This window comes from Aquabacterium sp. (assembly GCF_016234775.1).
Lineage (GTDB): Bacteria > Pseudomonadota > Gammaproteobacteria > Burkholderiales > Burkholderiaceae_C > Aquabacterium.
Window position 1 is genome coordinate 20510 of the sequence record NZ_JACRAH010000052.1, and the last position, 22919, is coordinate 43428.

21 protein-coding genes, 1 tRNA gene and 1 pseudogene are annotated in these 22919 nt (G+C 60.5%); 17 read left to right on the plus strand and 6 right to left on the minus strand.

Annotated features, from left to right (window positions below; all coding sequences use genetic code 11):
• The first annotated feature begins 65 nt into the window (after positions 1-65).
• Positions 66-2048 carry an acetate--CoA ligase gene (gene acs / locus HY836_RS16510; protein WP_290678247.1) on the plus strand — a complete coding sequence of 661 codons (1983 nt, stop codon included), beginning with the start codon at positions 66-68 and terminating at the stop codon, positions 2046-2048.
• Between the two features lie 216 nt (positions 2049-2264).
• Positions 2265-4106: an MFS transporter gene (locus HY836_RS16515; RefSeq protein WP_290678250.1), complete on the plus strand. Its 1842-nt coding sequence runs from the start codon at positions 2265-2267 to the stop codon at positions 4104-4106.
• A gap of 103 nt (positions 4107-4209) precedes the next feature.
• Here HY836_RS16515 and HY836_RS16520 read toward each other — a convergent pair whose 3' ends face one another.
• Entirely contained in the window at positions 4210-4521 is a 312-nt protein-coding gene (locus HY836_RS16520) for a c-type cytochrome (RefSeq protein WP_290678253.1), read from the minus strand.
• Positions 4522-4643: 122 nt separating this feature from the next.
• On the opposite strand from HY836_RS16520, the gene HY836_RS16525 reads away from it, so the two are divergent.
• Complete coding sequence (locus HY836_RS16525; protein WP_290678256.1) at positions 4644-4904, plus strand: TIGR04438 family Trp-rich protein; 261 nt, start codon at positions 4644-4646, stop codon at positions 4902-4904.
• Positions 4905-4982: 78 nt separating this feature from the next.
• Positions 4983-6833, plus strand: coding sequence for a dihydroxy-acid dehydratase (gene ilvD, locus HY836_RS16530; protein WP_290678259.1), 1851 nt, complete (start codon positions 4983-4985; stop codon positions 6831-6833).
• An 81-nt stretch (positions 6834-6914) separates the two neighbouring features.
• Here the strand turns inward: ilvD and HY836_RS16535 are convergent, their stop codons facing one another.
• A complete protein-coding gene (locus tag HY836_RS16535) occupies positions 6915-8171 on the minus strand; it encodes a putative Na+/H+ antiporter (RefSeq protein WP_290678262.1) in 1257 nt (418 codons plus the stop codon).
• A gap of 78 nt (positions 8172-8249) precedes the next feature.
• Here HY836_RS16535 and lgt point away from each other — a divergent pair, with 78 nt between their 5' ends.
• Positions 8250-9053: a prolipoprotein diacylglyceryl transferase gene (lgt, locus tag HY836_RS16540; RefSeq protein ID WP_290678300.1), complete on the plus strand. Its 804-nt coding sequence runs from the start codon at positions 8250-8252 to the stop codon at positions 9051-9053.
• Positions 9054-9225: 172 nt separating this feature from the next.
• Here lgt and HY836_RS16545 read toward each other — a convergent pair whose 3' ends face one another.
• The 4 genes from HY836_RS16545 to HY836_RS16560 all read right to left on the minus strand — a co-directional run bounded on the left by HY836_RS16545 (position 9226) and on the right by HY836_RS16560 (position 13458).
• On the minus strand, positions 9226-10026 hold the full coding sequence (locus HY836_RS16545; RefSeq protein ID WP_290678264.1) for an ABC transporter ATP-binding protein: 801 nt from the start codon (positions 10024-10026) through the stop codon (positions 9226-9228).
• A 26-nt stretch (positions 10027-10052) separates the two neighbouring features.
• Positions 10053-10982, minus strand: coding sequence for a nitrate ABC transporter permease (gene ntrB, locus HY836_RS16550; protein WP_290678266.1), 930 nt, complete (start codon positions 10980-10982; stop codon positions 10053-10055).
• Between the two features lie 275 nt (positions 10983-11257).
• Positions 11258-12502 (minus strand): CmpA/NrtA family ABC transporter substrate-binding protein, encoded by a 1245-nt coding sequence (locus HY836_RS16555; protein WP_290678268.1) that lies wholly within the window; start codon positions 12500-12502, stop codon positions 11258-11260.
• A 320-nt stretch (positions 12503-12822) separates the two neighbouring features.
• Positions 12823-13458 (minus strand): ANTAR domain-containing response regulator, encoded by a 636-nt coding sequence (locus tag HY836_RS16560; protein ID WP_290678271.1) that lies wholly within the window; start codon positions 13456-13458, stop codon positions 12823-12825.
• A 76-nt stretch (positions 13459-13534) separates the two neighbouring features.
• Between HY836_RS16560 and tsaD the strand changes: the two genes are divergently transcribed.
• The 12 genes and pseudogenes from tsaD to HY836_RS16620 all read left to right on the plus strand — a co-directional run.
• Positions 13535-14602 (plus strand): tRNA (adenosine(37)-N6)-threonylcarbamoyltransferase complex transferase subunit TsaD, encoded by a 1068-nt coding sequence (tsaD, locus tag HY836_RS16565; protein WP_290678274.1) that lies wholly within the window; start codon positions 13535-13537, stop codon positions 14600-14602.
• Positions 14603-14774: 172 nt separating this feature from the next.
• Positions 14775-15044, plus strand: a complete 270-nt coding sequence (gene rpsO, locus HY836_RS16570) for a 30S ribosomal protein S15 (RefSeq protein ID WP_290678277.1) — start codon at positions 14775-14777, stop codon at positions 15042-15044.
• 215 nt (positions 15045-15259) lie between these two features.
• Positions 15260-17560 carry a polyribonucleotide nucleotidyltransferase gene (gene pnp / locus HY836_RS16575; protein ID WP_290678280.1) on the plus strand — a complete coding sequence of 767 codons (2301 nt, stop codon included), beginning with the start codon at positions 15260-15262 and terminating at the stop codon, positions 17558-17560.
• Between the two features lie 8 nt (positions 17561-17568).
• A complete protein-coding gene (gene tpiA / locus HY836_RS16580) occupies positions 17569-18315 on the plus strand; it encodes a triose-phosphate isomerase (protein ID WP_290678283.1) in 747 nt (248 codons plus the stop codon).
• A gap of 38 nt (positions 18316-18353) precedes the next feature.
• A complete protein-coding gene (gene secG, locus HY836_RS16585; protein ID WP_290678286.1) occupies positions 18354-18713 on the plus strand; it encodes a preprotein translocase subunit SecG in 360 nt (119 codons plus the stop codon).
• A gap of 98 nt (positions 18714-18811) precedes the next feature.
• Positions 18812-18896, plus strand: a tRNA-Leu gene (locus HY836_RS16590).
• Positions 18897-19141: 245 nt separating this feature from the next.
• Positions 19142-19501 (plus strand): NADH-quinone oxidoreductase subunit A, encoded by a 360-nt coding sequence (locus HY836_RS16595; RefSeq protein ID WP_290640108.1) that lies wholly within the window; start codon positions 19142-19144, stop codon positions 19499-19501.
• Positions 19502-19555: 54 nt separating this feature from the next.
• Entirely contained in the window at positions 19556-20035 is a 480-nt protein-coding gene (locus HY836_RS16600) for an NADH-quinone oxidoreductase subunit B family protein (RefSeq protein WP_290640106.1), read from the plus strand.
• 15 nt (positions 20036-20050) lie between these two features.
• Complete coding sequence (locus HY836_RS16605) at positions 20051-20662, plus strand: NADH-quinone oxidoreductase subunit C (protein ID WP_290678289.1); 612 nt, start codon at positions 20051-20053, stop codon at positions 20660-20662.
• A gap of 14 nt (positions 20663-20676) precedes the next feature.
• Entirely contained in the window at positions 20677-21930 is a 1254-nt protein-coding gene (locus HY836_RS16610) for an NADH-quinone oxidoreductase subunit D (protein ID WP_290678291.1), read from the plus strand.
• Between the two features lie 26 nt (positions 21931-21956).
• Entirely contained in the window at positions 21957-22442 is a 486-nt protein-coding gene (gene nuoE, locus HY836_RS16615) for an NADH-quinone oxidoreductase subunit NuoE (RefSeq protein WP_290678294.1), read from the plus strand.
• 12 nt (positions 22443-22454) lie between these two features.
• Positions 22455-22919: pseudogene (locus HY836_RS16620) on the plus strand (NADH-quinone oxidoreductase subunit F); the annotation flags it as partial.

A 22919-nucleotide genomic window follows, 5' to 3' on the forward strand; every position in this document is an offset into this window, starting at 1 on the left:
AACCCAGGCAAACTTGACCAATTGAAACCGCAGCGCCACAAGCGCTGCCAGCTGGAGATCACAACATGACTGGCCCGACTGAAACGACAACTCAGAGCAAGCAATATCCCGTTCCGCAAGCCTTTGCACTCACGGCCCACGTGGGCAGCAGAGCCGCTTACGACAAGCTGTGTGCTGATGCACAAAACGACTACGAAGGCTATTGGGCCTCACTGGCCAGGCAGTTCGTGTCCTGGCACAAGCCGTTTACCAAGTCACTGGACGAATCCAACGCACCGTTTTTCAAGTGGTTTGAAGATGGCGAGCTGAACGCCTCCTACAACTGCCTGGACCGCAACATCGAAGTGGGTCTGGGCGACAAGACCGCCATCATCTTCGAAGCCGACGATGGCCAGGTCACGCACTACTCCTACAAGACCCTGCTGTCGCGGGTGTCCAAGCTGGCCAATGCGCTGAAGGCGCAAGGCGTCAAGAAGGGCGACCGCGTCGTTCTGTACCTGCCCATGTCGGTCGAGGGTGTGGTGGCGATGCAGGCCTGTGCCCGTATTGGTGCCACGCACTCGGTGGTGTTCGGTGGCTTTTCCGCGCAAAGCTTGCGCGATCGCATCGAAGATGCCGGCGCCGTGCTGGTGATCACCGCCGACGAACAACTGCGTGGTGGCAAGGCCTTGCCTTTGAAGGCCATTGTGGACGAGGCCCTCACCCTGGGTGGTTGCGACAGCGTGCGTCAGGTCATCGTGTGGCAGCGTACTGGCGGCAATGTGCCCATGGTGGCCGGTCGCGACGTCTACCTGAGCGATGTGACGGCCTCCCAATCCGATGTGTGTCCACCGGAGTGGGTCTCTGCCGAGCATCCTTTGTTCCTGCTGTACACGTCCGGCTCGACCGGCAAGCCCAAGGGCGTGCAACACAGTACGGGCGGCTATCTGCTGCATGCGGCCGTGACCACCAAGTGGACGTTCGACCTCAAGCCGGACGACGTGTTCTGGTGCACGGCCGACATCGGCTGGGTGACGGGGCATACCTATGTGGCCTATGGCCCGCTGGCCAACGGCGGCACGCAGGTCGTGTTCGAAGGTGTGCCCACGTATCCGGACGCCGCACGCTTCTGGCGCATGATCCAGGCGCACAAGGTGTCGATCTTCTACACGGCGCCGACGGCCATCCGTGCCTTGATCAAGGCCGCTGAATCCAACGACGCTGTGCACCCGCGCAACTTCGACCTGAGCAGCCTGCGTCTGTTGGGCACGGTGGGTGAGCCCATCAACCCGGCAGCCTGGGAGTGGTACCACCGCGAAATCGGTGGTGGTCGTTGCCCGATCGTTGACACCTTCTGGCAGACCGAAACGGGTGGTCACATGATCACGCCGCTGCCTGGTGCCCATGCACTGACACCCGGATCCTGCACCTTGCCATTCCCCGGCATTGACGCGGCCGTGGTCGATGAAACCGGCAAGGAAGTGCCTTGGGGGCAGGGCGGTGTGCTGGTGGTGCGTAAGCCCTGGCCTTCGATGATCCGCAACATCTGGGGTGATTCCGAGCGCTTCAAGAAGAGCTACTACCCTGCAGACTTCCAGGGCAAGTATTACCTCGCGGGTGATGGCGCCATACGCGATGAGCACACGGGTTACTTCACCATCACAGGCCGTATCGACGACGTGCTGAACGTGTCTGGTCACCGCATGGGCACGATGGAGATTGAGTCTGCACTCGTGTCGCACCCCTTGGTGGCCGAGGCCGCCGTGGTGGGGCGCCCTGATGATCTGACCGGCGAAGCCATCTGCGCTTTCGTGGTGCTCAAGCGGCCTCGTCCCACGGGTGAGGAGGCCAGGCAATTGGCCAACGAGTTGCGCAACCACGTGGGCCATGAAATCGGCCCGATTGCCAAGCCCAAGGACATCCGCTTTGGCGACAACCTGCCCAAGACCCGTTCCGGCAAGATCATGCGCCGGCTGTTGCGTGTGGTCGCCAAGGGTGAGACCGTGACGCAGGACACGAGTACGCTGGAAAATCCTGCGATTCTCGATCAGCTCTCGCAGAGCAATTGAAAACTCTGATTTTCAGATAATCACTTGAAACAAAAACCCGATGTCTTATGGCGTCGGGTTTTTTATTGAGCTGGTGAAAACCCCAGGGCTGAATATGTGCAGATATACCGACAACTAAGCATTCACCCTCATTACATTCGTTAACAACCCCCCCTAGATTGAGGGGTGAGCATGCCACAAGCGTGCTTATTTCTGTAATGACGAGGAGCTCACACCATGGCAAGCAGCGTTTCCCATGCGCCCATGACAGCTGAGGAGAAGAAGGTCATCTTCGCTTCCAGCCTAGGCACAGTTTTCGAGTGGTACGACTTTTATCTATACGGGTCCTTGGCGGCCATCATCGCCAAACAATTTTTTGCCGGGCTGGACCCCACTTCGGCTTTCATCTTTGCGCTGCTGGCCTTCGCTGCCGGCTTCATCGTGCGGCCGTTCGGTGCCCTCGTCTTCGGGCGACTGGGCGACATGATTGGCCGCAAATACACCTTCCTGGTCACCATCTTGATCATGGGCCTGTCCACGTTCATCGTGGGTGTGTTGCCCGGCTATGCGCAGATTGGTGCTGCGGCACCTGTGATCCTGATCGTGCTGCGTCTGCTGCAAGGTCTGGCGCTGGGCGGTGAATATGGCGGTGCGGCAACTTACGTTGCAGAGCACGCGCCGCACGGTCGTCGTGGTGCTTACACAGCCTGGATCCAGACCACGGCCACGATGGGCCTGTTCCTGTCGCTGCTGGTGATTCTGGGTGTGCGCACGGCCATCGGTGAAGAAGCCTTTGCCGACTGGGGCTGGCGCATTCCGTTCCTCGTGTCGATCGCCTTGCTGGCCATCAGCGTGTGGATCCGCATGAGCATGAACGAGAGCCCAGCCTTCAAGAAGATGAAGGAAGAGGGCAAGACCTCCAAGGCGCCGCTGTCCGAGTCCTTCGGTCAGTGGGGCAATCTGAAGATCGTGATCCTGGCTTTGTTCGGTCTGGTCGCGGGGCAGGCGGTGGTCTGGTACACCGGTCAGTTCTATGCGTTGTTCTTCCTGACGCAGGCGCTGAAGGTGGATGGCGCAACCGCCAATATCCTCGTGGCCATTGGCCTGTTGATCGGTACACCGTTCTTCGTGGTGTTCGGTACGCTCTCCGACAAGATCGGTCGCAAGCCCATCATCCTGGGTGGTTGCCTGATCGCTGCGGTGACCTACTTCCCGCTGTTCAAGGCGCTGACTGAAGCTGCCAACCCGGATCTGGCTCGCGCTCAGGCGTCTGCGCCCGTGACACTGGTGGCCGATAGCAGCGAATGCTCGTTCCAGTTCAACCCGACAGGTACCGCCAAGTTCACCAGCTCCTGCGATATCGCCAAGCAATTGCTGGCCAGCAGTTCGGTGAACTACGAGAACGTCGCTGGTGCGGCCGGTGCGACCGCCGTGATCAAGGTTGGCGAGACGGTGATCAACAGTTACTCGCCCACCAAGATCACGGAAGCTGACATCCCGGCCGCCAAGGAGGCTGCCACCAAGGCCAAGGAATCTGCCTTGAAAAAGGTGGATGACATGAAGGCGGCTGGCGTCTCTGGCAAGGAAGCTGCAGACAAGCTCAAGGATGCGGAAAAGGCCTTGAAGGAAGCAACGGCCAACCTGGCTGCTTTTGACAAGGACGGCAAGGCTGCCGCCGCCAAGGTCATCGAAGGTCAGTTCAAGAAGGCTGTGGGTGCAGCGCTCAAGTCAGCCGGCTATCCCGCCAAGGCTGATCCTGCCAAGCTCAACAAGCCTTTGATCGTCGCCATCCTGACGCTGCTGGTCATCTACGTGACCATGGTGTATGGCCCGATCGCGGCCATGTTGGTGGAAATGTTCCCGACCCGCATCCGCTATACCTCGATGAGCCTGCCTTATCACATTGGTAACGGCTGGTTCGGCGGCTTGCTGCCCACCACGGCCTTCGCCATCGTGGCGCAGACTGGCAACATCTACAACGGCCTGTGGTATCCAATCATCGTGGCCGGCATCACCTTCGTGATCGGTCTGCTGTTCGTCCGCGAAACCAAGGACGTGGACATCTACGCTGGTGACTGAGTTTGACTCGAGCCCGCGGTCGGTTGGTGCCACAAGCATCAGCCGACCTTGAATGACAAAGCCCCGCATACAGCGGGGCTTTTTTTCTGAGGGCGAGTCTTGCTTATTTCAGCGACAGGATCCAGCTCACCAGTTGCTTGGCCTCGGCTTCATTGACTTGGGGGTTGGCAGGCATGGGCACTTCACCCCATGCACCTTTACCACCCTTCAAAATCTTCTCAACCAGTTTGGCTTCCACGCCTTTTTGGCCCTTGTACTTCTTGGCCACTTCTTTGTAGGCTGGGCCCACAACCTTGTTGTCAACCTGGTGGCATGCCAGGCAGGCCTTCTTCTGAGCCAGTTCCAGGTTGGCCATGGCGGGAGCGCCTGCAGCAGCCAGGGTGGCGGCAACCAGGATAGAGGGCAGGAGTTTCATGGGGATCCTTCCACGATGGGGGTGAATTACAGTTGAGGGTGGTTTTATAAACGTTTCAACCGTGCCTGTGCGTTGACAAGGCCTTCTTTTTTCCTTCGGCGAAGTCCAAAAGGGCAGCAATCATGTGGTTTGTGGCAATCGGCGTCTTGATGCTGATCCTGAATTTGGCGGGTATCGGGCCGGTCGGCGCCTGGACCTGGAAGGAAGACTGGTGGATCATGCTGTCGCCCTTCTTGCTGGCAGTGTTGTGGTGGGCCTGGGCGGATTGGTCAGGCTTCACGCAGCGCAAGGCCATGAAAAAGGTTGACGACAAGCGCGAAGCACGGCGCCAGAAGGCCTTGGACGCACTGGGTCTGCAAAGCCCCAAGAAGCGCAAGCGTTGATCGAGGCGCCTCAGGCGCCAGGCCGGGGGACGGGATAAAATGTCCGTCTTTGGAAAACAAGACCCCCGGAGTCGCTTCATGCCTCAGTATCGTTCCCGTACCTCCACCGCCGGTCGTAACATGGCTGGCGCTCGTGCCTTGTGGCGTGCCACGGGCATGAAGGACGGCGATTTCGAGAAGCCGATCATTGCGATCGCCAACAGCTTCACCCAGTTCGTGCCTGGTCACGTGCACCTGAAGGATCTGGGGCAGTTGGTTGCCCGTGAAATCGAGGCAGCGGGCGGTGTGGCCAAGGAATTCAACACCATTGCGGTGGACGACGGCATCGCCATGGGCCACGGCGGCATGCTGTACTCGCTGCCTTCGCGCGACCTGATCGCCGACAGCGTCGAGTACATGTGCAATGCCCACACCGCTGATGCGCTGGTGTGCATTTCCAACTGCGACAAGATCACCCCGGGCATGCTGATGGCCGCCTTGCGCCTGAACATTCCCGTGATCTTCGTGTCCGGTGGCCCGATGGAAGCCGGCAAGGTCAAACTCGAAGGCAAGGTCATTTCGCTGGACTTGGTTGATGCCATGGTCAAGGCTGCTGACAAGAGTTGCTCTGACGAAGAAGTGGCTCAGGTCGAACGCTCTGCCTGCCCGACCTGTGGTTCGTGCTCCGGCATGTTCACTGCCAACTCCATGAACTGCCTGACCGAGGCTCTGGGCCTGTCCCTGCCGGGCAATGGCACCACTTTGGCTACCCACGCCGATCGTGAAAAGCTGTTCCGCCAGGCCGGTCGCACCATCGTGTCGCTGGCCAAGCGCTATTACGAGCAAGGCGATGAGTCTGCGCTGCCCCGCAACATTGCCAATTTCAAAGCCTTCGAGAACGCCATCAGTCTGGACGTGGCCATGGGGGGCTCGACAAACACGGTGCTGCACCTGCTGGCGGCTGCCAAGGAAGCCGGTGTGGACTTCACCATGCAGGACATCGACCGTATCTCGCGCCGCGTGCCCTGCCTGAGCAAGGTGGCGCCCGCCGTGCCGGATGTCCATATCGAAGACGTGCACCGCGCGGGCGGCATCATGTCCATCCTGGGCGAGTTGGCCCGCGGCGGCCTGCTGCACACCGACCTGCCCACCGTGCACAGCAAGACCATGGCCGATGCCATCGCCCAATGGGACGTGACCGTCTCCAAGGACGAAGCCGTGCACGAGTTCTTCAAGGCCGCACCGGGTGGCGTGCCCACGCAAGTGGCCTTCTCGCAAGACAGTCGCTGGAAGGCGCTGGACCTGGACCGTGCCAAGGGCGTGATCCGCAGCGCTGAACATGCTTTCACCAAAGACGGCGGTCTGGCTGTGCTGTACGGCAACATCGCCGAGAAGGGCTGCATCGTCAAGACGGCGGGTGTCGATGAGTCCATCTGGAAGTTCACCGGCAAGGCCCGCGTGTTCGAGAGCCAGGATGATGCTGTGGAAGGCATCCTGGGTGAAGTGGTCCAGGCGGGTGACGTGGTCATCATCCGTTACGAAGGCCCCAAGGGCGGCCCTGGCATGCAGGAAATGCTGTATCCCACGTCCTACCTGAAGAGTCGTGGTCTGGGCAAGCAGTGCGCCTTGCTGACGGATGGTCGCTTCTCGGGCGGCACGTCGGGCCTGTCGATTGGTCATGCTTCGCCTGAAGCAGCCCAGGGAGGCGCGATCGCCCTGGTCGAAGATGGCGACACCATCGAGATCGACATTCCCAACCGCAAGATCCATCTGGCCGTGAGCCCCGAGACGCTGGCCAAGCGCCGTGAAAACATGGAGGCCCGTGGCTCGCATGCCTGGAAGCCTGCCAAGCGTGAGCGCTATGTGTCGGCTGCCTTGCAGGCTTATGCCTTGCTGACCACGTCGGCCGATACTGGCGCCGTGCGCGACCTTTCGCAGATCAAGCGCTGATGCGCATCTGATCGCGCCGAACGTAATATGGCCCGCAGATGCGGGCCATATTTTCTGGTTCGGTGCGCGAGGTGCGTGGCCTCAGATCAATTTGAAGCACAGCAAGGCCACGATGGTGGGCGGCAGTGCCGCCAGCAGCAAGCCCCCCGCGTGGATGGCCTGGTCCGGGAACTTTCCCTTGAGGATGGCAGCTCCAGCAGGGTTGGGGGCGTTGGCGATGATGGTCAGACCACCTCCGGTCACTGCACCAGCCACCAGTGCGTACTTGAACTCGTCGCTCAGGCCCGGCACCAGCGAGCCCAGATAGGTCAGGGCGGCGTTGTCGGTGATGGCGGTCAAGGCTGTGGCGCCAAAGAACACCGCGTTGGCATCCATTTTCAGGAGCAAGGGTTCGAGCCACCATTGCTGTTGCCCGCCCAGCACCACCAAGCCCGCCAGGAAAAACGCGACCAACAAGCCTTCGCGCAGGATCAGCGGGGATTGGTAACGCTCATAGGCTGCGGTGAAGCCCAGAAAGAGCATGAACAACCCCAGGAAGACAGAGGGGTGGTGGGCAAACACCACGATGCCGGCCAGAAAGAACACATGGATGAGCGTGATGGTCAGAGGCGGTTGCGCCTCGGTGGTTTGCGCCAATGGGGGCAAGGCTTTGAGTTCCCGGCTAAACATCAGGACCAGACCCATCGCGTTGATGAACACGGCCAGAGCGGCCTTGTCGCCAAAGTTCAGGAACATGAAGGCCAGATCCCAGCCCCAGGCTGAGGCCACCATCAGCACGGGTGGGGCGGCATAGGGTGTGAGCGTGCCACCAATCGATACGTTGACGAAGAGCACACCCAGGACCGCATATTTCAGTTTGTTGGAAATGGATTGGCTGTACAACCCGTCGCGCAACAGCAAGGCAGCCAGTGTCATGGCAGCGGGCTCGGTGATGAAAGAACCCATTAGCGGCACCAAGGTCAGCGTGACCAAGGTGAAGGACCGGCCTGGTGCCAGCGGCAAGCTTTGCGCGAGCATGCGTGTCACCCATCCAGCGCCTTGGAGGATGGGTTTGCTGGCCGCTGCCACCATGATGGCGAAAACGAACAGCGGCTCGGTGAAGTTGCGCGTGTCCAGGTAGTGCGTCGCGGCTGTTTTGCCCTCGGTGGCAAACATGGCGACCATCAGCACCGCCGCCCATAGGCCAAACACCACTTCTACTTCACCTAGCAGATGGCACAAACCCGCGTGGGCAGGGCGTGTATGGGCCAACTTCTCAAAGAACTTGGTGGAAAAGGTGTGCAGCACCGCCACGGCAAACAGGCTGGCGCCAATGATCTGGATGTTCGTGGGGTTCATGCATTGATCCTAGCAGCCCAATACATCTTCACAGCCCCCGCAGGCATGTGGATGGCCACATCGGTTATCGTTCGCGCCATGCTGATTCATCCTCAAATTGACCCCGTCGCTGTATCGCTGGGCCCGCTGCAGGTGCACTGGTATGGCCTGACTTATCTCGTGGCATTCTTGGCCGCTTACATGCTGGCGGCTTATCGCGCCCGGCAAGTGCCCTTCGTGAACCGCGGCTGGTCCCGGCAGCACGTGGAAGACCTGTTGTTCTTCTGCATGCTGGGTGTGGTGCTCGGTGGGCGCCTGGGTTATGTGCTGTTTTACAAGCCTTCCTACTATCTCGCCCACCCCGTGGAGATCTTCTATGTGTGGCAAGGCGGTATGGCCTTTCACGGTGGCTTGCTCGGTGTGATCACGGCCATGGCTGTGTTCGCAAGACAACAAGGGCGACATTTCTTTGAGGTGGCTGATCTGGTCGCGCCCTGTGTGCCCATCGGACTGGCGGCAGGGCGCATGGGTAACTTCATCAATGGCGAGTTGTGGGGCAGGGCCGCTGATCCCGGCCTGCCATGGGCCATGGTGTTTCCCGAGTCCGGTAGTGACGTGGCGCGTCATCCGTCTCAGCTCTATCAATTCGGGCTGGAGGGCATGCTCTTGTTCGTCTTGCTGTGGCTGTATGCGCGCAAGCCTCGGCAGCAAGGGGCTGTGGCGGGCATGTTCCTGTTCGGCTACGGCCTCTTCCGCTTCATCGCTGAATACTTCCGCGAGCCAGACAGCTTCCTGGGCTTGCTGGCACTCAATATGAGCATGGGGCAGTGGCTGTGCGTGCCCATGATCCTTTTGGGTGCACTGTTCTGGGGTATGGCAAAAAAAGACGCCTTCCAGGCCTGAGCCTGGAAGGCGTTAAGAGGTCGGTGGAGTTTTCGCGGACCCACTGACCCCCGCTGAGGAAGACCGCCTGGCTCTGGCGATTCAAGCGGTCATTTATTCTCATGCAAGGGGTGTGCCAGCTTTTTCTTATCGACCTCTGTTTGCTCCTCGGTACGTTTTTCGGGGAACGGGCTCAGGCGGCCTTCTTGTCGGCCACGCCGTGGCGTGTGTACAGGAAGTCCAGCACGGCCTTGCGGCAGCGAATGTAGGTGGCGTCTTCGGCCAGTTCCACGCGGTTGCGAGGGCGGGCCAGTGGCACGTCCAGGACCTCGCCAATGGTGGCGGCGGGGCCATTGGTCATCATCACGATGCGATCCGACAGCAACACGGCCTCGTCCACATCGTGGGTCACCATGACCACGGTGGACTTGGTACGCGCCACGATCTTGAGCAGCTCGTCTTGCAGGTGGGCGCGGGTCAGAGCGTCCAGGGCGCCGAAGGGCTCGTCCAGCAGCAGCACCTTGGGTTCCATGGCCAGGGCACGGGCAATGCCCACACGCTGCTTCATGCCGCCGGAGATCTCATTGGGGCGCTTGTGCGTGGCGTGGGCCATGTTGACCAATTCCAGCGCGTCTTGCGTCCGCTTCTTGAGTTGCTCCTTGTTTTCCTTGGCACCGAACACGCGCTCCACGGCCAGGTAGACGTTCTGGAAGCAGGTCAACCAGGGCAGCAGCGAGTGGTTCTGAAACACCATGGCACGCTCCGGGCCGGGGCCGCCGATTTCCTTGTTGTCGCAGATCAGGCCGCCACTGGTGGGCATGAGCAGGCCGGCGATCAGGTTGAGCAAGGTGGACTTGCCGCAACCGGAGTGCCCGATCAGGGCGATGAACTCACCCTTCTCAATGCTCAGGTTGATGTCGCGCAGTGCGTGGAACTGGCCCTTTTTGGTGTTGAACACCATTTCGGCCTGGCTGATGTCGATGAAGTGGGACATGAGTGACTCCTGAGATGGTGAGGGGCTTATTCGAAGCTGAAGCGCTTGGCGACAGCAACCAGGGCGTTTTCCAGCAGCAAACCGACGATGCCGATCACAAAAATGGCGATCAGGATGTGGCTGACATTGAGGTTGTTCCACTCGTCCCAGACCCAGAAGCCGATGCCCACGCCGCCAGTCAGCATTTCTGCGGCGACGATGACCAGCCAGGCTGTGCCCACCGACAGGCGCACACCCGTCAACATGTAGGGCAGCACGGAGGGGAAGAGGATCTTCTTGACGATGGTCCATTCGCTCAGGTTGAGCACCTTGGCCACGTTCAGGTAGTCCTCGGGCACGCGCTGTACGCCCACTGCGGTGTTGATGATCATGGGCCAGATCGAGCAGATGAAGATGGTCCAGATGGCTGCCGGGTCAGCCGACTTGAACACCAGCAGACCGATGGGCAGCCAGGCGAGTGGCGACACGGGGCGCAACAGGCTGATGATGGGGTTGAGCATGGCACTGGCGATCGTCGAGCGGCCGATCAGGAAGCCCATCGGGATGCCGACCAGTGCGGCCAGACCAAAGCCCATGGCCACGCGCTTGAGCGAGAACAGGATGTTCCAGCCCAGGCCCTGGTCATTGGGGCCATTGCTGTAGAAAGGATCGGAAAAGAGCTTGACCGCTTCTTCCCATGTCGCCAGCGGCGTGGGGAAGGTCGTGCTCTTCATGGTCAGCAGGGCCCAGATGGCGATCAGCAGGGCGATGCCGGCCAGGGGCGCCAGGGTCTTGAGCGCCAGGCCGGCCCAGTCGATGGGCGCCTTCGGCGTGGCTGTGGGGGTGGAGGCTTGCCCCGTCGATAAGGTGGCTGCTGCAGTGGAAGTCATGGGGTTCGATGTGGGCTTGCCGGCTGCCTTGTCTGCGCGCAAAGCGTCGCTGGCATCCGAGGGGCTGTGAAAGACGGCGCTGACCATGTGGGACTCCTTCAAGGGGGTCTGAGGGGTGTGAGCGAAGCGCAGGGGCCTGCCCGATTCGATGTGTCTGCAAAAATGTGGCCAGCGGGGTCATCCATTCAAGTGGACGCCCTGGTCTGCGATGGATGAATCCATTTGCAGCCGGTGCCATCAAGGGCACCCCGTCGGGCCGGTCTCAGCGGGACTCAGTTGGTTTCTTTGGCGAAACTCAAAAAATCAGACAAAGAATCGGGCAGGTTGCACAAACCTGGTGCCTGGTCTCTTGTGAAAGAGACTCAAGCCTTGATCTTGAAGCTGTCGGCGTACTTCTTGGGATCCTTGCCGTCCCACACGGTGCCGTCGATCATCTTGCTGGTGCGCATGACATCCTTTGGAACGCTGGCGCCTACTGCGCTGGCGGCTTGTTTGTACAGGTCGATCTTGTTGACCTGCTTGGCGATGCTCAGGTAGTCGGGGTGATCCTTGAGCAAGCCCCAGCGCTTGTGCTGGGTCAGGAACCACATGCCATCAGACAGATAGGGCATGTTGACCTTGCCGTCGTTGTAGAACTTCATGTGGTTGGGGTCGTCCCAGGTCTTGCCCAGGCCATTTTGGTAGCGACCCAGGATGCGCTGGTTGATGGCTTCGACGCCCGTGTTCACATAGGACTTGGCAGCGATGGTTTCGGCCATCTTCAGTTTGTTCTGCAAGCCGGCGTCAATCCACTTGCTGGCTTCGAGCACAGCCATGATCACGGCTCGCGCAGTGTTGGGGTACTTTTTGGTGAATTCGTCCGTGCAGCCCAGCACCTTCTCGGGGTGGTCCTGCCAGATGTCCTGTGTGGTGGCGCCCGTGATGCCGATGCCGTCCACGATGGCGCGGTGGCCCCATGGTTCACCCACGCAGTAGCCGTCCATGTTGCCCACGCGCATGTTGGCGACCATCTGGGGGGGCGGCACGGTGATGACCTTGGCATCCTTCATCGGGTTGATGCCGTAGGAGGCCAGCCAGTAGTACAGCCACATGGCGTGCGTGCCGGTCGGGAAAGTTTGGGCAAAGGTGTACTCGCGCTTGTCCTTGTTCATCAGCGTGGCCAGCGATGCACCGTCTACAGCGCCTGCATCGGCCAGCTTCTTGGACAGCGTGATGGCCTGACCGTTGTGGTTCAGGTTCATCAGCACGGCCATGTCCTTCTTGGGGCCGCCAATACCCAGTTGCACGCCGTAGATCAGGCCGTACAACACGTGCGCCATGTGCAGATCGCCGTTCACCAACTTGTCTCGCACGCCGGCCCAGGATGCTTCCTTGGACGGCACGATCTTGATGCCGTACTTCTTGTCGAAGCCCAGCACCGAGGCCATCACGATGGAGGCGCAGTCGGTCAGAGGAATGAAACCAATCTTGACTTCTTCCAGTTCAGGCTTGTCGGAGCCAGCAGCCCAGACAGCCGATTGGAGACCTGGCACAACCCCGACGGCACTGGCGGCGGCTGCGGTTTTCAAGATGGAGCGGCGGGTCATTTTCAGATCCTGCGAGTTCATGGTCAAAGCTTTCCCGTTTGAAAAAACAAAAAAGGTGTCGTCGCCGCACTCACCCATCACGAGGACAGATGAACGCTTCGATGACACCTTTGTCGGAAGCTCGGGACCCAGCGTTGGGTACCCAAGTTACGCAAAATCGCCGTTGACTTTGCTTGACTCAGGTAATGCAAGTGGTGTGCCAGGTCTGTTCGCCTGCAGTGGGCAGGGTTGTGGCTTGCTTCAAGCGCGGATCAGGTGCAGATCCGATGCCATTCGCGTTCGATGATGGGGCGGCATCAGTCCACCTTGGGGCGCGGGCGCGCTAACTGCACGCTCGTGACTCAACCCAGCAGATCGGCGGCGTCAATCAGACGCTGCGCCACTTCAGACAGCTTGATGCCTTTGTCCATGGCAGCCTTGCGCAGGCGGGCATAGGCCTCCTGCTCGCTCAAGCCTTGACGCGTCATGAGCAGGCCTTTGGCCCGGTCGATGACCTTGCGCTCTTCGAGCTGGTTGCGCGCGTCTGCCAGTTCGCTGCGCAATTTTTCTTCGTGTTCGAAGCGTGCCATGGCCACGTCCAGCACGGGCTTGATGTGCTCGGCAGGGGTGCCTGCAACCACGTAAGCCGACACGCCGGCGGCGATGGCCTTGCGCACATAGCTGGTGTCCTCGTCATCCGAGAACATCACGATAGGGCGGCGTTCGTCGCGCGTGGCCATGACCACGTGTTCCAGGATGTCTCGCCCTTGAGATTCCGCATCCACCACCACCATGTCCGGCTGAATCTGCGTCAGCCGGTCTGGCAGGAAGCGATCGCCTGGCAAGGTGGCGACCACGTTGTAGCCCGCTTCCAGAAGTGCAATCCGCAGGATGCGCGTGCGCTCGACCTCAGCCACCTCGTCGTCATCTGGTTCGACGGACAGGGGGACGGGCAGGACGATGACGACGCGGAGTTGCTGCGCTGACGGAAGACTCATGGGCCGAATCATGCAACAAGTGAGCCCACCCAGGATGTACAAAGCACCGATGTTGGCGGGGATCTACACTTGAGGGATGTCTGAAAGATTGATCCTGGGCATCGAGTCCTCCTGTGATGAAACGGGCTTGGCCCTCGTGGCTTTGCCGCAAACCGGTGCGCCCAGATTGTTGTCCCACGCCTTGCACAGCCAGATCGACATGCATCAGGCCTATGGCGGTGTGGTGCCCGAGCTGGCTTCTCGTGATCACATCCGTCGGGTGGTGCCGCTGGCTCGCCAGGTCTTGAGCGAGTCCGGCAAAACCATGGCGGATGTCGACGTGGTGGCCTACACCCGTGGGCCCGGTCTGGCTGGCGCCTTGCTGGTGGGGGCGGGCGTGGCCTGTGCCCTGGGGGCCGCCTTGGGCAAGCCTCTTCTGGGGGTGCACCATCTGGAGGGGCACCTCCTGTCGCCATTCCTCTCCGCCGATCCGCCTGAATTCCCCTTCGTGGCGCTGTTGGTGTCCGGCGGGCACACGCAGTTGATGCGCGTGGATGGGGTGGGGCGCTACGAGTTGCTGGGTGAAACGGTGGACGATGCCGCCGGAGAGGCCTTCGACAAGTCGGCCAAGTTGATGGGTTTGCCTTACCCGGGTGGTCCGCATTTGTCTCGCTTGGCGGTCTCGGGCAATCCTGAGGCCTTCGATCTGCCTCGCCCGATGCTGCATTCGGGCAATCTGGATTTTTCCTTTGCGGGGCTGAAAACGGCTGTCCGCACACATTTGGTGCGTTTAAGCCTGCTGGATCACGCTGACAAGCTGGCAGATCCCGCCAATCTGCCCGTGCTCGCTGATCTGGCCGCTTCTACCCAGGCGGCCATTGTCGAGGTGCTGGTCAAGAAGTCTCTGTCAGCGTTGAAGTCCACCGGGCTCAAGCGTGTGGTGGTGGCGGGTGGCGTAGGTGCCAACAAGCTTTTGCGTGAGCAACTGGATCGTTCTTGCGCCAGACGCGGCATTCGGGTTCACTATCCGGAATTGCACTTGTGCACGGACAACGGCGCCATGATTGCCCTGGCTGCTGCCATGCGCTTGCAAGCCGGGCAGGCCACTTTGAGCTCGGAACCAACGTTCGACGTCAAGCCGCGCTGGGATCTGTCTGCCATCTGATATTTTTGCTATACTCTTTGGCTTGCCGCTTTCGAATGGGGTGGCAATTTCGCACGACCCGGGTTGGTTTCACCTGGCGTCGCAAGTTCAACGCAGAAACCGAAGGCGCGGGCTTCACCTGATGTGGGCTTGATTGGCGCCAACGGCCTGCATCTGTTTTACAGGAAACACCATGTCCGTCGCAGATATCAATACCGCAGCCATCATCAAGGACCACGCCCGTTCCGCTAACGATACAGGCTCTCCTGAAGTGCAAGTGGCCCTGCTGACCACCCGCATCAACGAACTGACCCCTCACTTCAAGGCCAACAAGAAGGACCACCACGGTCGTCGCGGCCTGCTGCGCATGGTCAGCCGTCGTCGCAAGCTGCTGGACTACCTGAAGGACAAGGACTTCAGCCGCTACGCTGCACTGATCGCCAAGCTGGGCCTGCGTAAGTAAGCACCGCATGACAACAAAAAGCCTGTCTGGTTCCCTCCAGCACAGGCTTTTTGTTTTTTAAAAGCCAGACACTCGACAAGCGAACGCTGTGTCATTCCAACGGGGTTGAGGCCCTGTCAGCTCCGCTGGAATGGCATCGCGACTGAGTGACGGCATAACCGAAGGGCGCCAGGCTGCAAGGCTGGGCGCCGATGCATAAACCGGAGATCACTTCCATGACCATGTTCAACAAAGTCACCAAGACCTTCCAGTGGGGCAACCACACCGTCACGATGGAAACGGGCGAAATCGCTCGTCAAGCCTCTGGCGCCGTGCTGGTTGACATCGAAGGCACCGTGGTGCTGGCCACCGTGGTGTGCGCCAAGACCGCCAAGCCCGGCCAGGACTTCTTCCCCCTGACCGTTGACTACCTCGAAAAGACCTACGCCGCCGGCAAGATCCCCGGCAGCTTCTTCAAGCGTGAAGCCAAGCCTTCCGAGTTCGAGACCCTGACCTCGCGTCTGATCGACCGCCCGATCCGTCCCCTGTTCCCCGAAGGCTTCTACAACGAAGTCCAGTTGGTGATCCATGTGGTGTCCCTGAACCCTGAAGTGGCTTCGGACATCGCCGCCATGATCGCCTCCAGCGCTGCGCTGTCGATCTCCGGCATCCCGTTCAACGGCCCGATCGGTGCCGCACGCGTGGCCTACATCAACGGCGAATACGTGCTGAACCCCAGCCCGTCGCAAATGACCGAGTCCAAGATGGACTTGATCGTCGCTGGTACCGAATCCGCCGTGCTGATGGTGGAATCCGAGGCCGATCAGCTGTCTGAAGACGTGATGCTGGGTGGCGTGGTGTTCGGTCACGAGCAAGGCAACATCGCCATCCAGGCCATCCACGACTTCGTGCGCGATGCCGGCAAGCCTGCCTGGGACTGGCAAGCGCCCGCCAAGGATGAAGACTTCATCGCCAAGGTCAATGGCTTGGCCGAAGAAGGTCTGCGCGCTGCCTACCAGATCCGCTCCAAGCAAGCTCGTACGCAAGCTTGCCGCGAGACCTACGCTGCCGTGAAGGCTGCGCTGACCGCCGAAGGCGTGGCTTTTGACGCCGTCAAGGTGGAAGGCCTGCTGTTCGATATCGAAGCCAAGATCGTGCGCAGCCAGATCCTGGCTGGCGAGCCCCGTATCGACGGTCGCGACACCCGCACCGTGCGCCCCATCGAGATCCGCACCGGCGTGCTGCCTCGCGTGCACGGCTCGGCCCTGTTCACCCGTGGTGAAACTCAGGCGCTGGTCATCTCGACCCTGGGCACCGAACAGGATGCGCAGCGCATTGACGCCCTGACCGGCGACTTCCGCGACACCTTCCTGTTCCACTACAACATGCCTCCGTTCGCCACTGGCGAAACCGGTCGTGTTGGTTCGCCCAAGCGTCGCGAAATCGGCCACGGCCGTCTGGCCAAGCGCGCCCTGGTGCCACTGCTGCCTCCCAAGGAAGAGTTCGCCTACACCCTGCGTGTGGTCTCTGAAATCACCGAATCCAACGGTTCGTCGTCGATGGCCTCCGTGTGCGGCGGCTGCCTGGCGCTGATGGACGCCGGCGTGCCCATGAAGGCGCACGTGGCTGGTATCGCCATGGGTCTGATCAAGGAAGGCAACAAGTTTGCCGTGCTGACCGACATCCTGGGCGACGAAGATCACCTGGGTGACATGGACTTCAAGGTGGCCGGTACCACGTCTGGTATCACGGCACTGCAGATGGACATCAAGATCCAGGGCATCACCAAGGAAATCATGCAGGTCGCGCTGGCTCAGGCCAAGGAAGCCCGTCTGCACATCCTGGGCAAGATGGTGGAAGCCATGGGCTCGGCCAACACGGAAGTCTCCGAGTTCGCGCCTCGCCTGTACACCCTGAAGATCAACCCCGAGAAGATCCGTGATGTGATCGGCAAGGGCGGCGCCACCATCCGTGGCCTGTGTGAAGAAACCGGTTGCCAGATCAACATCGCTGAAGACGGTGTCATCACCGTGGCTTCGACCGATGCCGAGAAGGCCAACTTCGCCATCAAGCGCATCAACGAGATCACGGCTGAAGTGGAAATCGGCGCCACCTACGAAGGTGCCGTTACCAAGCTGTTCGACTTTGGCGCCCTGGTGAACCTGCTGCCTGGCAAGGATGGTCTGCTGCACATCAGCCAGATCGCGCACGAGCGCGTCGAAAACGTGGCTGACTACCTGAAGGAAGGTCAGATCGTCAAGGTCAAGGTCCTCGAGACCGACGAAAAGGGCCGCGTCAAGCTGTCCATGAAGGCCTTGCTGGAGCGTCCTGAGGGTATGCCTGAGCGCGAAGAGCGTGGCGACCGCGGTGACCGTGGCTCGCGTGGCGACCGTGGTGGCCGTGACCGTGGCGATCGTGGTGGTCGCGATCGTGGTGACCGCGGCGATCGTGGTGACCGTGCACCTCGTGCCGAGCAGGAAGCTGGCGCTCAAGGCGGTGACGCCGAAGGCCAGGCCCAGCAACAACAGCAACAGTGATCTGAGCCATGAAGAAGCTGGTTGTTGGTAACTGGAAGATGCACGGGTCGCGTGCATCCAATGCCGAGCTGATCAAGGGTCTGCTGGCGGCCGATCTGGCTGCCACAGCGCCCAAGGCTGACGTGGCCGTGTGCCCGCCTGTGGTGTTTCTGGCCGATGTGGCCGAGCTGCTCAAGGGCTCGGCCATCGCCTTCGGTCCTCAGGATCTGTCTGTGCAGGCGCAAGGCGCTTACACGGGTGAGGTTTCGGGGCCGATGGTGCGCGAGTTCGGCGCGAAGTACGCCATCGTGGGGCACTCGGAGCGCCGCAGCTATCACGCTGAGAGCGACCAACTGGTCGCTGACAAGGCCAAGGCGGCCCTGTCGCACGGTCTGATCCCTATCGTGTGCGTCGGCGAAACGCTGGCCGAGCGGGAGGCAGGGCAGACCGAGGCGGTGGTGGCGCGTCAGATGAAGGCCGTGATCGACACGCTGGGCCCGCAACTCGCCCAGATCGTGGTCGCTTACGAGCCTGTCTGGGCCATTGGTACTGGCAAGACGGCTTCGCCCGAGCAGGCTCAGGCTGTGCACGCGTTCCTGCGTGTGCAGTTGACGGCGGCTCAACCTGAAGCTGCCAAGGTGCCGCTGCTGTATGGCGGCAGCGTCAAGCCTGACAACGCGGCCGAGCTGTTCTCGCAAGCGGATATCGATGGCGGCCTCATTGGTGGCGCATCGCTCAAGGCTTCTGACTTCGCCGCCATCGCGCGCGCAGCCTGATGGCCCTGACTGAACAAGAGATCTAGGAGTTTTCTTTCATGCAACAAGCTTTGATGACGGCGGTGCTTTTGCTCCAGGTCGTATCGGCCCTGGCCATGATTGGTCTGGTGCTGGTGCAGCATGGCAAGGGTGCTGACATGGGCGCGTCTTTTGGTAGTGGTGCGTCGGGCAGCCTTTTTGGTGCAACCGGCAGTGCCAATTTTCTGTCGCGCTCGACGGCTGTGGCGGCTGCGGTGTTCTTCTCGAGCACCCTGGCGCTGGCCTATTTCGGCAACCATCGCGCGGGTGCGGCTGAGCAATCCAGCGTGCTGGAGCAGGCTGCTAGCGCTGCGGCGGCATCTGCAGCCTCTGCGGCGGCTGTTCCTGCTTCGGGTGCAGCATTGATTCCGAACAAGTGACGAAATCGCGACAGAAATTCGGTTTAGAATAAGAGGCTTCGGTGAGCCATCCTCAAGCAATCCGAAGCAAACAAATGAGCGGACTTAACCGTCCACTTGCCGACGTGGTGAAATTGGTAGACACGCTATCTTGAGGGGGTAGTGGCGAAAGCTGTGCGAGTTCGAGTCTCGCCGTCGGCACCATAAGATTTCAAACGAGTCTTTGTGCCAATCCCATGATCAGCATCGGTTGTTTCTCCCAGGCTGATCGTGAAGGATGTGAAAGCTGCCTTCCGTTGGGTGGGTTCAGCAGTACGAAGTCCTCCGGTGGGCGCGCTGTGGATGCTGTCAGTTCGGTTTCAAACCCGATTGATCGTCATCCTGGCGCGCTTTTTGTTTTGTCTGTGTGGTTCAATCACGCGTCTTGTTCGTTCTGAAAGCCCTTGGCCATGAACATTGAGCAATATTTGCCCGTCATCCTTTTCATCCTGGTTGGCGTAGGTGTTGGCGTTGCGCCACAAGCACTTGGTTTCTTGTTGGGCCCTCGTCGCCCTGATGAAGCCAAGAACTCCCCTTACGAGTGCGGTTTCGAGGCCTTCGAAGACGCACGCATGAAGTTCGATGTGCGCTACTACCTGGTTGCCATCCTCTTCATCCTGTTCGACCTGGAAATCGCATTCCTGTTTCCCTGGGCTGTGGCGCTCAAGGAAGTGGGCATGACGGGCTTCCTGGCCATCATGCTGTTCCTGGGCATCCTGGTGGTGGGCTTTGCCTACGAGTGGAAGAAGGGTGCGCTGGACTGGGAGTAATTCCTTTTCTCCAGCACACCTTTTTTGCACGGGAATCTTCAAGAGGTAATTGATATGGGTATCGAAGGCGTCTTCAAAGAGGGCTTCATCACCACCTCGGCCGACACGCTGATCAACTGGTCCAAGACCGGTTCGCTGTGGCCGATGACATTCGGTCTGGCCTGCTGTGCCGTCGAGATGATGCACGCCGGTGCGGCGCGCTACGACATCGACCGTTTCGGCATGCTGTTCCGCCCCAGCCCGCGTCAGTCCGATCTGATGATCGTGGCCGGCACGCTGTGCAACAAGATGGCGCCGGCCTTGCGCAAGGTGTACGACCAGATGGCCGAACCCCGCTGGGTGCTGTCCATGGGTTCGTGTGCCAACGGTGGCGGCTACTACCACTACAGCTACTCGGTGGTGCGCGGTTGCGACCGCATCGTGCCGGTGGACGTGTACGTGCCGGGCTGCCCCCCGACGGCTGAAGCTCTGCTCTACGGCATCCTGCAGTTGCAGGCCAAGATCCGCCGTGAAAACACCATTGCACGCAGCTGATCAGGAGCCAAGCGAATGACCCAAAAACTCGCCAACCTCGAAGTCGCGCTGCAAAACGTGCTGGGCGACAAGATCAAGCGTCTGGACAAGGATCGGGGTGAACTGACCCTGACCGTGTCTGCCGCCGACTACCTCGAAGTGGCCCGCACCTTGCGTGATCACGCCGATCTGAAGTTTGAGCAACTGATGGATCTGTGCGGCATGGACTACTCGACCTACAAGGATGGTGCGCCCAGCATCTATTCGGACGGTCCGCGTTTCTGTGCCGTGAGCCATCTGCTGTCGATCACCAAGAACTGGCGCCTGCGCCTGAAGGTGTTTGCGCCTGATGACGACTTCCCCATCGTGGCCTCAGTCAATGGCATCTGGAACGCGGCCAACTGGTTCGAGCGCGAGGCCTTCGACCTGTATGGCATCGTGTTCGACGGTCACGAAGACCTGCGTCGCATCCTGACCGACTACGGCTTCATCGGCCATCCTTTCCGCAAGGACTTCCCGACCACGGGCCACGTCGAAATGCGTTACGACGAGCAGCAAAAGCGCGTGATCTATCAGCCCGTCACCATCGAGACGCGCGAGATCACGCCAAGAATCATCCGCGAGGATAACTATGGTGGCATCCACTGACGCGGAGTTGAATCATGGCTGAAATCAAGAACTACACCCTGAACTTCGGTCCGCAACACCCGGCCGCGCACGGCGTGCTGCGCCTGGTGCTGGAGCTGGACGGCGAAGTCATCCAGCGCGCTGACCCCCACATCGGCCTGCTGCACCGCGCCACTGAAAAGCTGGCCGAGTCCAAGACCTACATCCAGTCGCTGCCCTATATGGACCGACTGGATTACGTGTCCATGATGTGCAACGAGCACGCCTACTGCCTGGCCATCGAGAAGATGCTGGGCGTCGAGGTGCCGGAGCGTGCGCAGTACATCCGCGTGATGTTCTCTGAAATCACCCGGGTGCTGAACCACCTGCTGTGGTTGGGCTGTCACGGTTTCGACTGTGGCGCCATGAACATCCTGATCTACTGCTTCCGCGAGCGTGAAGACCTGTTCGATATGTACGAAGCCGTGTCCGGCGCGCGCATGCACGCGGCTTACTTCCGACCGGGCGGCGTCTACCGTGATCTGCCTGACACGATGCCGCAGTACAAGGTCAGCAAGATCAAGAACGCCAAGACGATCGCTCGCATGAACGAGAACCGTCAAGGCTCGCTGCTGGACTTCATCGACGACTTCACCCAGCGCTTCCCCAAGCTGGTGGACGAGTACGAAACCCTGCTGACCGACAACCGCATCTGGAAACAGCGTACGGTGGGCATCGGTGTGGTGTCGCCCGAGCGCGCCATGCAGATGGGCCTGACCGGCGCCATGCTGCGCGGTTCCGGCATCGTGTGGGACCTGCGCAAGCACCAGCCCTATGACGTCTACGACAAGCTGGACTTTGACATCCCCGTGGGCACCAACGGCGACTGCTACGACCGCTATGTGGTCCGCGTGGAAGAGCTGCGTCAGTCCAACCGCATCATCAAGCAGTGCGTGGACTGGCTGCGCGCCAACCCGGGCCCCGTCATCACCGACAACCACAAGGTGGCCCCACCTTCGCGCGTCGAGATGAAGTCGTCCATGGAACAGCTGATCCACCACTTCAAGCTGTTCACCGAAGGCTTCCACGTGCCTGAATCCGAGGCCTATGCCGCTGTCGAACACCCCAAGGGCGAGTTCGGTATCTACCTGGCTTCCGACGGCGCCAACAAGCCTTACCGCCTGAAGATCCGTGCCCCTGGCTTCCCGCACCTGGCTGCGCTGGACGAAATGTCCCGCGGCCACATGCTGGCTGACGCCGTGGCCATCATCGGCACGATGGACATCGTGTTCGGTGAGATTGACCGTTGAAAAGCGACCGCTGAGTGACCCACATCATGTTGAGCGAACAAACCAAAGCGCGCTTCGACCGCGAACTCGCCAAGTACCCGGCTGACCAGCGCATCTCCGCTGTGATGGCCTGTCTGTCCATCATCCAGCAGGAGCGTGGCTGGGTGTCGCCCGAGAGCGAGCAGGAAGTGGCCGACTACATCGGCGTGGCCCCCATGGCCGTGCACGAAGTCACCACCTTCTACAACATGTACAACCAGCAGCCTGTGGGCAAGTTCAAGCTGGCTGTATGCACCAACCTGCCTTGCCAGTTGCGTGACGGCCAGAAAGCACTGGAGCATGTCTGCCAGCGCCTGGGTGTCGAGATGGGTGGCACTACGCCGGATGGCGTGTTCACCGTGCAGCAATCGGAGTGCCTGGGCGCTTGCGCCGATGCACCCGTGGCCCTGGTCAACGACCGTCAGATGGTCAGCTACCTGAGCAACGAGCGCCTGGACGATCTGCTGTCCACGCTCAAGGCTCAAGCGAAGTGAGGCAAAGACAAGATGCTTGATCTTTCCAAATTCCAGGCGACCGGCAAGGAAACCGTTTTCCACGGCCGCCACATCGAACCTCAGATCTATGCCGGCATCGACGGCAACAACTGGGGTCTGAAGGACTACGAAGCCCGTGGTGGCTACGCAGCCCTGCGCAAGATCCTGGGCAAGGACGGTGGCCCTGGCATGACCCAGGATCAGGTCATCGCCGAAGTGAAGGCCTCGGCCTTGCGCGGTCGTGGCGGCGCCGGCTTCCCCACCGGCCTGAAGTGGAGCTTCATGCCCCGCGCTTTCCCCGGTCAGAAGTACCTGGTCTGCAATTCCGACGAGGGCGAGCCGGGCACGTGCAAGGACCGCGAGATCCTGCGCTTCAACCCGCACACCGTGATCGAAGGCATGGCCATTGCGGCCTACGCCATGGGCATCACCGTGGGCTACAACTACATCCACGGCGAAATCTTCGAGGTGTACGAA